Annotated in this window: 15 protein-coding genes and 1 tRNA gene; 9 read left to right on the forward strand and 7 right to left on the reverse strand. The window is 34.1% G+C overall.

Translation table 11 applies throughout. The annotated features are described in order from the left end of the window. Positions 1–89: 89 nt before the first annotated feature. The 5 genes from OZP12_RS16140 (at position 90) to OZP12_RS16160 (ending at position 3,973) form a co-directional block, all read left to right on the forward strand. Positions 90–989, forward strand: coding sequence for an Imm44 family immunity protein (locus OZP12_RS16140; protein ID WP_281226066.1), 900 nt, complete (start codon positions 90–92; stop codon positions 987–989). 195 nt (positions 990–1,184) lie between these two features. Then, positions 1,185–1,661 (forward strand): hypothetical protein, encoded by a 477-nt coding sequence (locus tag OZP12_RS16145; RefSeq protein ID WP_281226067.1) that lies wholly within the window; start codon positions 1,185–1,187, stop codon positions 1,659–1,661. Between the two features lie 232 nt (positions 1,662–1,893). Next, positions 1,894–2,337 carry an SRPBCC family protein gene (locus OZP12_RS16150; protein WP_281226068.1) on the forward strand — a complete coding sequence of 148 codons (444 nt, stop codon included), beginning with the start codon at positions 1,894–1,896 and terminating at the stop codon, positions 2,335–2,337. Between the two features lie 166 nt (positions 2,338–2,503). Beyond that, on the forward strand, positions 2,504–3,256 hold the full coding sequence (locus tag OZP12_RS16155; protein WP_281226069.1) for an SDR family NAD(P)-dependent oxidoreductase: 753 nt from the start codon (positions 2,504–2,506) through the stop codon (positions 3,254–3,256). 219 nt (positions 3,257–3,475) lie between these two features. Beyond that, positions 3,476–3,973 carry an SRPBCC family protein gene (locus OZP12_RS16160; protein WP_281226070.1) on the forward strand — a complete coding sequence of 166 codons (498 nt, stop codon included), beginning with the start codon at positions 3,476–3,478 and terminating at the stop codon, positions 3,971–3,973. A gap of 65 nt (positions 3,974–4,038) precedes the next feature. Here OZP12_RS16160 and OZP12_RS16165 read toward each other — a convergent pair whose 3' ends face one another. From OZP12_RS16165 to rocD, 4 genes are all read right to left on the reverse strand, one after another. Continuing rightward, positions 4,039–5,343, reverse strand: a complete 1,305-nt coding sequence (locus OZP12_RS16165; protein WP_281226071.1) for a M28 family metallopeptidase — start codon at positions 5,341–5,343, stop codon at positions 4,039–4,041. Positions 5,344–5,483: 140 nt separating this feature from the next. After that, on the reverse strand, positions 5,484–5,720 hold the full coding sequence (locus OZP12_RS16170; RefSeq protein WP_281226072.1) for a MoaD/ThiS family protein: 237 nt from the start codon (positions 5,718–5,720) through the stop codon (positions 5,484–5,486). After that, positions 5,717–6,529 carry a uroporphyrinogen-III C-methyltransferase gene (gene cobA / locus OZP12_RS16175; protein WP_281226073.1) on the reverse strand — a complete coding sequence of 271 codons (813 nt, stop codon included), beginning with the start codon at positions 6,527–6,529 and terminating at the stop codon, positions 5,717–5,719. Before cobA ends, OZP12_RS16170 begins: the two co-directional genes overlap by 4 nt. Positions 6,530–6,846: 317 nt before the next feature. Then, the gene (rocD, locus tag OZP12_RS16180) at positions 6,847–8,097 is read right to left on the reverse strand and encodes an ornithine--oxo-acid transaminase (protein ID WP_281226074.1); all 1,251 of its coding nucleotides are present in this window, start codon (positions 8,095–8,097) and stop codon (positions 6,847–6,849) included. Positions 8,098–8,335: 238 nt separating this feature from the next. Between rocD and OZP12_RS16185 the strand changes: the two genes are divergently transcribed. From OZP12_RS16185 to OZP12_RS16200, 4 genes are all read left to right on the forward strand, one after another. After that, positions 8,336–8,791 carry an Lrp/AsnC family transcriptional regulator gene (locus OZP12_RS16185; protein ID WP_281226075.1) on the forward strand — a complete coding sequence of 152 codons (456 nt, stop codon included), beginning with the start codon at positions 8,336–8,338 and terminating at the stop codon, positions 8,789–8,791. Between the two features lie 286 nt (positions 8,792–9,077). Then, positions 9,078–9,851, forward strand: coding sequence for a dienelactone hydrolase family protein (locus tag OZP12_RS16190; RefSeq protein ID WP_281226076.1), 774 nt, complete (start codon positions 9,078–9,080; stop codon positions 9,849–9,851). Between the two features lie 24 nt (positions 9,852–9,875). Further along, the gene (locus OZP12_RS16195) at positions 9,876–10,892 is read left to right on the forward strand and encodes a M28 family metallopeptidase (RefSeq protein ID WP_281226077.1); all 1,017 of its coding nucleotides are present in this window, start codon (positions 9,876–9,878) and stop codon (positions 10,890–10,892) included. A gap of 283 nt (positions 10,893–11,175) precedes the next feature. Beyond that, the gene (locus tag OZP12_RS16200; RefSeq protein ID WP_281226078.1) at positions 11,176–12,273 is read left to right on the forward strand and encodes a PAS domain-containing sensor histidine kinase; all 1,098 of its coding nucleotides are present in this window, start codon (positions 11,176–11,178) and stop codon (positions 12,271–12,273) included. A gap of 88 nt (positions 12,274–12,361) precedes the next feature. Here the strand turns inward: OZP12_RS16200 and OZP12_RS16205 are convergent, their stop codons facing one another. From OZP12_RS16205 to bshB1, 3 genes are all read right to left on the reverse strand, one after another. After that, positions 12,362–12,691: a YegP family protein gene (locus OZP12_RS16205; protein ID WP_281226079.1), complete on the reverse strand. Its 330-nt coding sequence runs from the start codon at positions 12,689–12,691 to the stop codon at positions 12,362–12,364. 141 nt (positions 12,692–12,832) lie between these two features. Beyond that, positions 12,833–12,906: transfer RNA gene (locus tag OZP12_RS16210), tRNA-His, on the reverse strand. Positions 12,907–12,983: 77 nt separating this feature from the next. Further along, complete coding sequence (gene bshB1 / locus OZP12_RS16215; RefSeq protein ID WP_281226080.1) at positions 12,984–13,700, reverse strand: bacillithiol biosynthesis deacetylase BshB1; 717 nt, start codon at positions 13,698–13,700, stop codon at positions 12,984–12,986. Positions 13,701–13,743: the final 43 nt, after the last annotated feature.

Here is a 13,743-nt window from a genome sequence, read left to right on the forward strand (position 1 = left end):
ACGAAAATAAGCGATTTCATAGCTCATAACGCCAGAGCGTTAGCATTAACTCTATGACGAACTGTATAAAAACAACCGACTGATCTAAAATGAAAAATGACGATACAAAGAAATATAGATGTTGGTTTTTAGTCAATCAACATATTTTCGAAAAAGAATTTGAGGCAATTGAACAAAAAGCTATAAAAGTATTTCTTGATTTTATTTCGGATAAAAATTATGGTTCTGGCATTGGACTTTTTCGTTTTGACATTTATGTTGAACCAAAAATAAATTTTGGACGACAAACTGATAGCATAAATACTGCTTGCGCTCACTTATCTGCTCATATTGACAAACAACTTTTTGACACTTCAAGTGATGACGAAAAATTGAAGTTACTACTCAATGCTTCTTTGATTTTAGTAAAATATTTAGAACAAAGAGTTCCTTTGCCAAAAGATTTTAATGCAGAGAATTTATTTTCGGACTATAAGCAATATTTAAAAAACCAATCGTTGTTATTACACCAAACTGAAACAGACCAAGCTGTAATCAAATTTTTTGATACCACCCGTTTTCTTTTTAGACGAACAGAAACAATCGAAGTTGAAAAAAGCAAAATCCATTTTGATCTTAACGAAGTTCAGGATTTTATAAATAATGAGATAGCTGGCAAAACATTCGGTAAATCTGTTACTAGTGTAGACTTTGGATTTGAACTATATGACTACAATGGTAACTTTGCAACATTTTTGAAGCAAACAGAGAACTACAAAAGATACGGAACGAAACACAAAAACTATCTTGTAGTCAAACACTTTGATTATTCGGAAATAAAAAATCTTAATGAACATCAACAGTATCAATTATTGAAAGTTAAAGTTTTGGAAGGAATAAACGATTATGACAACTTAAAAAGAAAGCCTAAAGATTTTGATAAGGAACGGTTCTACAACATAATAGAAAACATACTGACTACCTATAAAAAACAAAAGAGCTACTGTTAATAGCTACAATAGATTTGGACAATTAACTTTATGAAAAAATAGGTCTGTATCTGGTATGATTTGCTTAACCAGTTCGTCCTGATAATTATCGGGACTCGGGTGTCAAATCCGAAGAAAGAGATTAATTTAGTTCTAAGCCCAATGTGGCACTAAGAACGTTTATAGCAATGTTGAAGAAGAAAATGAAAAAAATTAATGAAAACTAAACTTACTATAAAAGAATTTAGAGAGCGATTAGAGGACAATACAAAAATCGGCATGCCCGAACTTAAAATGACATTTGGAATATTTTCTATTTTTTTTCAAAACTCAAAATACTTTTATGGGAAGTTTGACGAATCAACTTTTCGACTTGCTATAAACTATAATTTTGTTACCACTTTTTACATTCTTAAAGGAAAATATCAAAATATTAACAACAACCTAAAACTAAATTATACTGTCGAACCTATAAATAAAATTGGACTTATTTGGATAAAATTCTTTCCATTTATTGCAATAATTGGATTCAATTATTTTTCATATTTTATTTTGAAAAATACTCCAAACGAAATATTTATCATCTCAAACTTATTTATTGTTTTTATTACTTTCTTTTCAAGATGGAAATTAACACGAGAAAAGAAAAACTTAGAACAAAAGTTTATTGAAATATTTGAAATAATTGCATGAGAAAAACACTTCCTTCAAAAGCCGTAGCTGCCATACGACTCCCAATATTTTAAAACTATTTCCTAAAAAGTAAAATTTTAAACGAAGTTTATTTACTTTATCAAAAAAGAATTCTTATTACATCAAAATCCGTCCACTTTCACTACTTTTAATAGTTTTTTATTTGAAAAAACTCATCCTTCCTAAAACGCATGTTTTTAAAAATCAAAACATTAAACAAAAACACATCAAAATGGAGACAACAAATTTCACAACTACAATAGAAGTTGACAATTCCCCAAAAGAAGTATTTGATGCCATAAATAATGTTCGGGGCTGGTGGCAAGGAGAAATCACTGGCGACTCAGAGAAATTGAACGATGAATTCGGATATACAATGGCAGACATTCATTATTCCAAACAAAAACTCGTAGAATTAGTTCCCTATGAAAGAATCGTTTGGTTGGTAACAGACAGTAATTTAAGTTCGTTTAATGACAAAAAAGAATGGACAGGTACAAAGATTATTTTTGAAATAACCCAAGTAAATAATAAAACACAAGTCCGTTTTACGCATATCGGTTTGGTTCCAACATTTGAATGTTACGGAGACTGCTCCTGGGCTTGGGGACAACTCATTCAGGAAAGTCTGTTGAGCCTGATTACAACAGGAAAAGGCAAGATTGTCTTCGAATAGAATGATTGCCCACGGATTAAACGAATTCTCTCGGAATAATTTTAGCAAATCTTTGGTCTAAAATCAGCGTAAATCCATATCATCCGTGTCATCCGTGAGTCAATTTAGCAGTTTGTAAAAGTGAACTTTTGCTTCTTCAGTTTTATTATCTTAGCGAAAAAAAGAAATGACAAAAATTGCTTTAATAACAGGCGCAACTTCAGGAATTGGAAAAGCTACAGCTATTAAATTAGCCGAAAATGGATATGATTTAATCCTATGCGGACGTCGTGCAGAACGTCTGGAAGAATTAAAATCTGAATTATCAAATACTGTAAAAATTCATAGTCTCATATTTGATGTTCGCGACAGAAAAGAAGTCGAATCTCAAATAAATTCTTTACCAAATAAATGGAAAGACATTGATGTTTTGGTAAATAGTGCCGGTAATGCCCACGGACTTTCATCTATTGATGATGGCGACATCGATGATTGGGACGCAATGATTGACGGAAATGTAAAAGGCTTATTATATGTTTCAAGAGCTGTAATTCCGCAAATGGTCGAAAGAAAAAAAGGCCATATCATCAATTTAAGTTCTGTTGCCGGAAAACAGACCTATGCAAATGGTGCCGTTTATTGTGCTTCAAAAAAAGCAGTTGAAGCCATCAGTGAAGGAATGCGACTCGATTTAACCCAACACGGAATTAAAATTACGAATATCGCGCCGGGTGCTGTTGCTACCGAATTTTCAGAAGTAAGATTTAAAGGAGATACTGAAAGAGCTCAAAAAGTGTATGAAGGCTTCGACCCTTTATTGGCTGAAGATATAGCCGATTTTATATCTTATGCTGTCAATGCCCCGGACAGAGTAACCATTGCTGATGTAACGATTTATGCCAAAGCCCAATCGGCGCCAACAACCATTTATAAAAAGTAAATCCTAAATAATTACAATAACAACCTCGTTTAAAGCAATTTATTCGAGGTTATTTTTTTCCTAAAAAATCAAATTCGAAAAATATCTTTTCCAGAAAATCGTTCTTATACCATTGATTATCATGATTCTTTAGACAAAAAACGGTGTCAATCAACCGAAAGAAAAAATTGTATCTTTTAATCTTCAATCATTGTTTCATTTATTTAAAACCAACTAAAGATGAGCGCTTCAATTAAAATAGTCAAGGATTTTACCAATAAGCAAATCACAGTTATCAGTGAATTCAAAGCTCCCAAAGAAAAAATTTGGGATGCGTTTACCAATCCAGACATTACCGATAAATGGTGGGCACCAAAGCCCTACCAAGCTATTACCAAACAATCGGACTTTAAAAATGGTGGACAATGGTTGTATTATATGCTTTCAACAGAAGGAGAAAAACATTGGTGCCTTGCCGAATTTTATAATATTAAAAAAGCTGAATCCTATGAAGTGACCGACGCTTTTTGTGATGAAAAAGGAAACATAAATACAAACTTTCCCAGAATGAATTGGAAAAACAGCTTTGAAGAAGAAAACGGAACAACCAGAGTAACCAACGAAATTACATATGCCCGGGTAGAAGATATGAAACAAATCCTCGAAATGGGTTTTGAAGAAGGTTATTCGATGGGATTGAATCAATTGAATGACTTGTTGAATGAAAAGAAAATATAAAAAATAGAAAAAGCCTCGAATCCAATGAATCGGGGCTTTTTACTAATGTTCTAACTTATTTCAGATTACCTTAACTGAGTAGTATCAACACGTGTTGGGGTGTCTTTTCCACTAATTATTGTCGATGAACTAATGGCAATAGCTTTGATTATTTCAGTCATATTATCGATATCCAAGGTTTCAATTTCATCATCGGCAGTATGGTAATTGGGTTCGCTATCCATTTTGGAAGTCGAAATCGTATGTGCCGGAACTCCTAATTTAGCTAAAGTAGCATTGTCCGAACGATAAAACAATTGTTCTTGTGGGTACGGATCAGGGTAAAACTGAAAAGCAGTTCCTTTCAAATTTCTTTGCAAAATCTCACCCATATTCGATTTTTCAAACCCTGTAATATAAGCTGAGTTCTTTCCCCATTTCGATTCGGTTCCAATCATTTCTAAATTAAACATAGCTATTACCTTATCGGCAGGAAGTTGTTTCGAAAAATATTTGGCTCCAAAACCACCCAATTCCTCAGCAACAAATGTTGTAAAAATAATGGTTCTCTCGTTATTGTTTAATTTTTTGAGGTAGTTCGCCAGCATGATAACCGCCGTACTTCCGGCCGCATCATCATTTGCACCGTTATAAATAGAATCTGTTGCTGTATGTGGTGCACCTTCTTCCGGTGAGCCTACTCCTAAATGGTCATAATGGGCTGAAAAAATAACATATTCGTCCGGTTTGCTTTTCCCAGGCAAAACACCAACAACATTATTCAATGGCTTTTTAGTGACTGTATTACTAAGCTCTATTGAAAAAATATTCGCTTCTGAAACTCCAAAAACAAATAAAACCGTATTGTCTCCAGGATTAGTCTTTATTCTGTCAATGTGCTGAAGATTTGGCAGCACTTTATTAAAAGAAGCATCAACCAAAACCAGATAACTTTTAGTACCGTTGAAATACTCATTAAACTTTTGTCCAAGATTATCACCTTTACTGATTTTAACAACTGTGATATCACTTTTTTCAGTTAAAGAAACTTGGGGTTGATAAGAGAATGCTACTACTTGTAACTTATTGATTTCCTTTCCGTCAACAACAATTTTGGACGCCGTTTCTTTCGATTCGGTCATAAAAAATTCCTGTCTGAAATTAGGTGCTCCCATGAACGTTTTCAAGCCCGCTTTCTTAAACTCCGATTCAATAAAAGCAGATGCTTTATCGATGGCAGGCGTAAATGCCCTCCTCCCCTGCATATCATCTGCAGAAAGTATTCTTTCGATTCGGGTTACTTCTTTGGAATTAATAAGTTTATCAATCGACTGTCCTTGCACAGTTATACAAAGACCTAAAACAAATGCGCTTACAAAAATTTTTCTCATATTTTACTTTTACAAATAACTAATTTATACAATCAAAAATATATTTTTTATTTGAGAAAAGATAAACTCCATCGCTATTTAAGCAAAAAGGTGCCCATAAAGCACCTTTTTAACAATTTTTCTCAAAAAAATTCAACATGTTATCCTCCCGCAAAAGGAGGTAATAAAGCAACAACATCATCATTTTTAAGAATCAGGTTGCTGACTTTATCAATGATTATTTGATTTACCGCCACACTAAAAGGAAATTGCCCCAATTGGTATTTATTTTCCAATTCGCATAATAACTTACTTAGCGGCAAATCGGAAAAATCTATTTTTTCGTCACGACATCTGGTTCGCTCTACTATACCTCCAAAATATTTTATTACAATCATCCCACAAGATTTAGGTTTTGCAAAATAAATTCCTCTTCCATAAACGCATCCTTAGACATTTCCGCTTTTACATAAGAAGTCAGCTCCGAAGCATTTTTAACCACTTCCCCAATTACGATAATCGCCGGAGAAGCAATTTCATTCTTTTTAACCAAATCTGTAATTGTACTGATTGTTCCTATTACTTTCTTTTGTATTTTTTGCGTTCCGTTTTGGATAATGGCAATCGGCAAATCGTCAGTTCTGTTGTTTTGATACAAGGCAACTATCTCCTCCAATTTATTCATTCCCATCAAAATAACAACTGTCGCCGAAGATTGTGAAGCCAAAGCGACATCTTTGGACAATTTATGGTCAGAAGTTGTTCCGGTAATTACCCAAAAGCTTTCAGCAACTCTTCTTTGTGTCAAACTGATTCCATTCGAAGCCGGCACGCCTAAAGCAGACGAAATCCCTGGTACAATTGCGGTTTCAATCCCGAATTGACTCGCAAAATCGATTTCTTCGCTTCCTCTTCCAAAAACAAATGGATCTCCTCCTTTTAATCGAACAACATGACCATGTCTCTTAGCCATCGACACAATCAAATCGTTGATTTGATCTTGGCTGTATGCATGGCAACCAAAGCGTTTTCCAACAAATATAATTTCAGCATTTTTCGCATACTGTAACAACTCTTCGTTGACTAAAGCATCATACAAAACAACATCGGCATCTTCCAACGCTTTTATCGCTTTTAGTGTTATCAACTCAACATCTCCGGGTCCTGCTCCCACTATTGTCAATTTTGGTTTATTGATTTGTATCATGATTAAAAGTATTAAGAATTAAACTTTTTAAACAACTAAGTATAAATACGTAAACAAATATACGTACTTTTTTCTAATTCCAACTCTTTAAGATCAAAAAAAATTTAAAAAAAACTAAAAACATAATTGCTTTTAGTTTTTCTAATCATATTAACAAAAAATACCGTTCATACACATATTGAACTAAAAATCAAAAAGTTGATAATTTACCATCAATATAATAAAGGTACCTTTTAAAAATAAAACCACTAAGATTAAGCTTAATGCTTCTTAATCTTAATGGTTCAAAATAAAAATATTTTATGTCAAATTAGTTTTTATCTAAAGTCACTCAAAGCCTTTTCAATAATGACAAGACATTCCTGAATTTGTTCTTCGGTAATCACCAAAGGTGGCGCGAAACGTATTTTATTTCCGTGAGTAGGCTTTGCCAATAATCCGTAATCCCTGAAACGAAGACAAATATCCCAAGCCAAATCAGAATCTTCGCTACTGTTAATTACAATAGCATTCAATAACCCTTTTCCACGCACCAAAGAAATCAACGGATTGCGTTCTGCAATTTCGTTAAGACCTTTTCTTAACATGATTCCCAATCTTTCGGCATTTTCAGATAAGTTTTCTTCACGCACCACCTCAAGAGCAGCAACGGCAACTGCAGCAGCAACAGGGTTTCCTCCAAAAGTGGATCCGTGTTGTCCCGGCTTGATGACATTCATAATATTGTTATTTGCCAAAACTGCCGATACCGGATAAACACCGCCCGAAATGGCTTTTCCCAAAATCAAAATATCGGGTTGTACATTTTCATGATGCACTGCCAATAATTTACCCGTTCTGGCAATTCCGGTTTGAACTTCATCGGCTATGAACAATACATTGCGTGCTTTGCAAAGTGCTTTGGCTTTTGCCAAAAATCCTTCACTAGGAACGTAAACTCCCGCTTCTCCCTGAATAGGTTCTACCAAGAAACCGGCAATATTGTTGGATGAATTCAATGCTTTTTCCAAAGCTTCGGTATCATCATAAGGAATTTTGATAAACCCTTCCGTAAAAGGGCCAAAACTTTGACGGGCACTTTGGTCATTTGAAAAAGAAATAATTGTGGTTGTTCTACCGTGAAAATTATTTTCGCACACAATAATTTGCGCTTGGTTTTCAGGAATACCTTTTACTTCGTACGCCCATTTACGGCACAGTTTCAAAGCAGTTTCAACCGCTTCTGCACCAGTATTCATTGGCAACACTTTCTCAAATCCAAAATAATTGGTCACATATTCTTCATAAACTCCCAATTGATCGTTGTAAAAAGCACGCGAAGTCAATGTCAATTTCTGCGCTTGCTCAACCATAGCCCCAACTATTTTTGGATGACAATGCCCTTGGTTCACAGCCGAATAAGCCGATAAAAAGTCAAAATATTTTTTTCCGTCAACATCCCACACAAAAACGCCTTCCCCTTTCTCCAAAACTACTGGCAGCGGATGATAATTATGAGCTCCGTATTTATTTTCTTTTTCAATTAAATTTTCAGATTTTGAAGAAAGTTCTCCTGTTATTTGTGTCATGACAAGGCTTTATTAAAGTTTAACAAACCAAAAGTAATTATATTTTTTATTTATCAATGCAAAAAACATATTTTTGACTTATGTGTAACATTTTAAACAAAAAATGATTTTATTTAAACAAAAATTAAGTCATATTTTTAATTTAACATTTCTATTCCACTACACCAAAAAATATAAGAGAACAAACAATTACTTTTATAACCCTAAAAAGTGATTTTAACTTTTAAAAAACATAAAAATGGAGATATTATTAGATGAATTTGACATCAGCATCATAAAAGAATTGGAAAAAGACGGAAGGATGGCCTTTTCATCAATTGCGACCAACTTAAAAATTTCCAACACAATGGTTCACCAGCGCGTTAATCGTTTATTGGAAAACGGAATTATAACTGGAATCAAACCTGTCATCAACGAAAAAAAAATTGGTTATGACTGGGGAGCTTTTACCGGAATCTATTTGAAAAAGGACCAAGACTCTGCAAGAATTATCGAAGAATTAAAAAAAATCCCTGAAATCACTGAGTGTTATTACATCGCTGGCTCCTTTACTCTTTACATAAAAATGATTGCCCGAGATCACGAACACATGAGAAAATTGCTTTACGAAAAAATCGACAGCATTCCCGGAATCGCAAAAACAGATTCCTTAATCGAATTGGGATGCGCTTTTAAACGCAACATCAGTTTTTAATCATAAATCATTATTGTTTTTTGGAGCGGAAAGATTTGGTATATTTTATAGACATGGTTCCCGTTTTCCGCTGCAATTCCCGATAAAGAAAAAACTACGGCAAAAAAGCCTTGTTTTTCTAAATCGGGAGATTTCCACTTCACCCGGGGCTAAAAGGAAACAATCGTTTTTTTTGGTCATCAATCAAAAAACCATTAAGAAATTGAGTCTGAATAAAACTTAATTCCTTAATGGTTTTATTATTTTATACCATTTTTATTCTGATATTTGTAAAAAAACAAAAACCATGAAAAAATTTAGATTCATAACAATTATTATGATATTAGCTACTATTCAGGGATTTGCGCAATTAAAACCAGTTCAATACAAAGATGGAAACCAAATTTTAAATGGTTATAAAGTTGCTCCCTCAAAAAGCAGCAGCCAAAAACCTGGAATCTTAATCCTACCGGCCTGGCGAGGGATTGACAAACTTTCCAAAGACACCGCTGACAAACTCTCAAAAATGGGATATTATGCCTTTATTGCCGATATTTATGGTGAAGGAAATTACCCAAAAGACAACAACGAAGCGGGCAAAATAGCCGGTTCGTATAAAAAGAATTTCGAGGCTTATCAAAAAAGAATTTCTTTGGCTTTACAACAATTAATTGCAGCCGGAGCCAATCCCGAAAATATTGTGGTTATTGGATATTGTTTTGGAGGTACTGGAGCACTTGAAGCGGCTCGCGGCCATTTAAATGTAAAAGGAGTTGTTTCTTTCCATGGAGGTTTAGGCAAAGACAGTTCAAGACATTCAGAACCAATTACAGCAAAAGTATTGGTGTGCCACGGTGCAGATGATCCTTACGAATCCAAAGAAGAAATCGCCGCTTTCCAACAAGAAATGAGAGACACAAAAGCTGATTGGCAAATGATTTACTACGCCAATGCTGTTCACTCCTTTACCAATCCGGAATCTGGAAATGACAATTCGAAAGGTGCAGCCTACAATGAAAAAGCTGACAAACGTTCTTTCGAACATTTCAAATTATTCTTAAACGAAGTATTAAAAAAATAGCAACTTTATTATACCAATTATTAGATGAAAAAAAAGGTAACACTTCTATTATTTGTTGCAACGCTGACCTGTTTTGCTCAAAAAAATGATGTTTATAAAGAAGATCCCACCCGATTTATGAACACCATAACCGCCGATAAATTAAAAACCAAGCTTTATATTGTTGCTTCCGATGAAATGGAAGGTCGTGACACAGGTTCCAAGGGACAAAAGAAAGCCGGAAATTATCTTATCGATCAATATAAAAAAAGTAAAATTCCGTTTCCAAAAGGAGCTACCAGTTACTATCAGCCTATACCAGCATCATTCTTGAATGCCAAACACAATGAAAATCTGCCTGACTCAGAAAATATTTGGGCTTACATTGAAGGTTCAGAAAAACCGGAAGAAGTTTTGGTAATTTCAGCTCATTATGACCATGTAGGTATCAAAAATGGTGAAGTGTACAATGGCGCCGATGACGACGGTTCAGGAACTGTTGCTATTCTGCAAATCGCACAAGCTTTTCAAAAAGCCAAAAATGAAGGACACGGGCCTAAGCGTTCCATTTTGTTCCTTCATGTTACAGGCGAAGAGCATGGTTTGCACGGATCTCGTTACTATTCTGAAAATCCTTTATTCCCAATAGCCAATACCGTAGCAGATATCAACATTGACATGATAGGACGCCGTGATATTGATCATGCAAAAACCAACAACTATGTGTACGTAATTGGAGCTGATAGATTATCCACCGATTTACACAACATCACCGTTGCACAAAACAAGAAATACACCCATTTGGACTTGGATTTCAAATTCAATGATCCGAAAGACCCAAATCATTTCTACGAGCGTTCAGACCACTATAATTTTGCAAAATTTGGTATTCCTGCTGTATTTCTTTTCAATGGAGTTCATGAAGATTATCATCAAAAATCTGATGAGCCAAACAAAATAGAATACGATGCTTTGGCAAAAAGAGCCCAACTAGCTTTTGTAATTGCTTGGGAATTGGCCAACAGACCAGACAGAATTGTAGTTGACAAACCTATAAAATAAGTTTTCAGCAAATAAAAAAAGAGCTTTGGAACAATTCAAAGCTCTTTTTTAGTAAATATTATTTGTTAAAATTTCATATTCATTGCATAAAACTATTTGATTTTCGTAAATTTAAAAAAGTCTCCCAAAATCTTTAAACCTTTTCATTCATAAAACATCCTGAAGGCTAATAGATTTTGTGTTCAAGTAAATGATACGTAAATTCGCCGAGATGAATCAATGAATCCCTACAACAACTGGTTTTATTAATTGCATTTTCGTTTTTAGATAAATGAATGAGATAATGACAAAAAAACAAGATTTGGTTCCAAACAACAAATACATTTTTGAACATTTTTTTGAATTATCAGGCGATTTATTATGCATCGCAGGATTTGACGGTTATTTCAAAAAAATAAATCCTGCCGTTTCTCAACTATTGGGCTACACAAATGAGGAACTTTTTTCAAGACCAATAAATGAATTTGTCTATTTCGAGGACCAAAACATTACATCTAAAGTTCGAAAAGAACTTCAAAATAATAAGCCTTTACTCAATTTTGAAAATCGTTACCTAACAAAAACAGGTGAAATCGTTTGGCTTTCCTGGACATCGATGCCAGTCGAAGATGAAAAATTGGTTTATGCTATAGCTAAAAACATCACTCACACCAAAAAATTGGAAGAGGAACGAAATTTACTGCTCACAAAAATCACTAAAATAAATTCTGATCTCAAAAAACTAACTTATACCAGTTCCCATGATTTAAGGTCTCCGATAAACAACTTGCTTTCGATTTTTGATCTTTTGGATACTTCAAAAATTGAAGATTCCGAAACATTAGAGTTTATTGAAATGATGAAATCGGCTTGTCAAACTTTAAAACATACTTTAAATGATTTTGTCGATGTTTTAATACTCGAAGACAAAAGTGTTGCCGAAGTTGAAGAATTAGATTTACATGAATCGCTAAACACTGTAATGCAATCCATTAATTCCCTGATACAAAATTCGAAAGCTGTTATAAATATTGATTTTTCAGAACTTAAAAAGATTAATTTCAATAAAGCATACTTGGAAAGCATATACCTCAATTTGATAACTAATTCGATAAAATATACCCAACCGGGTCAAATCCCGATTATTTCAATTTGTTCCAAAAAGAACAACGGAATCAATCAATTAATTTTCTCTGACAACGGTATTGGCTTCAATATGAAAACAGTAAAAGATAAAATTTTTGGCTTGTTCCAAAAATTTCACAACCACGCTGACAGTAAAGGCATCGGGCTTTATTTGGTAAATAATCATGTCACCAGTTTGGGCGGTAAAATTGAAGTAAAAAGCGCTATTAATAAAGGAACGACCTTTACCATCTCATTCAAAAAAGAATTGACATAATACAACAAAAAAAAGAGTTTTGAAATATTTCAAAACTCTTTGTCTTTTTATAAGTATCTATTCTGAAAATAGCTTTGTAAAAAAAAGATTACAAATTTTTTTTTACATCAGCATCGGGAGCATTTTTCTTTACCGATTCAATTCCGTTATCACGAGCCGCAACCGATTCATACATTTCGCTGCTGCCGATAATTTGACCATTGGATGCTTTCAGATTGAAATATGGATTTCCGTTTTTGGCTTCCAATTTATCAAATCTTTCATCTATCTGAGAATTTTTCTTCACAGACTCGATTCCGTTTTCGCAAGCCGCTTTGGTTGTATATCCTTCGCTAGCGAGAATAACTTGTCCGTTTCCTGCTTTTAAAACAAACTGAAATTCATCATTTTTTCTTTTGCTAATTAAAAATGTTCCCATAAACTTTCATTTATTAAATTGATTAATTACCAGCAATTTAAGAAAAACTAATTCATTTTTAATTAAGAAATCAATATTTATTCCATCAAAAAAATAAATCCACAAAAAAAGCCTTGAATTTCTTCAAGGCTTCAATTTCTGGGTGGCTGACCGGGTTCGAACCGGCGACCCGCGGCACCACAAACCGCTACTCTAACCAGCTGAGCTACAACCACCATTTCTGCTTAGCGGTTGCAAATATAGAACAAATGTTTGCTTCTACAAACAAAAAATCAAAAAAAAATTGGCAATTTTACTTCAAATCGCCTAAGCTATTGACTGCCAAATATCTTTCAACTGTAAAACCTTCGGCATGTTCAACTCCTGTAAGCCTTCCCAAGTCTCTGGAACGGTAATTTAGGCTCTCAAAAAAGTTTTTACTGGAGATTGGTGACTCTGGTTCTTTCGAATTCGGGTCATAAAATTGCGAACGATAGGCCAAAATAGATTCAATTTTCTTTTCTGTAAATCCGGTAATATCCACCACAAAGTCAGGTTCAATATTTTTCCATTGAATATAATGATAAACTACTTTCGGTCTCCAAGGCTTTTGAATTTCACCATCTAGCGCTGTTTCAATTTTCATCAAACCCGACAAAAAACAGGCATCTGAAACCAATTTACTTCCTTTCCCGTGATCGATGTGCCTGTCGTCAATAGCATTACACAATACAATTTCAGGTTGGTATTTTCGGATCATCTTTATAATTTCCAATTGATGCTTTTCGTCATTGACAAAAAAACCGTCCCTCATATTCAAATTCTCCCGAACGGAAACTCCCAATATCTCCGCAGCGGCACTTGCCTCCTGATCACGGATTTCGGCCGAACCACGCGTTCCAAGTTCCCCATGCGTCAGATCAATAATTCCAACTTTTTTTCCTAAAGAAATCTCTTTTAAAATCGTTCCGGAGCATCCTAATTCCACGTCATCGGGATGTGCGCCAAAAGCAAGTATATCTAATTTCATATCTATTTTTGTTTGTTGTTTTGGGTTTATCGTTTTTGGTTTA

The sequence above is a fragment of the Flavobacterium aquiphilum genome (genome assembly GCF_027111335.1).
In the GTDB taxonomy this organism is placed as follows: domain Bacteria; phylum Bacteroidota; class Bacteroidia; order Flavobacteriales; family Flavobacteriaceae; genus Flavobacterium; species Flavobacterium aquiphilum.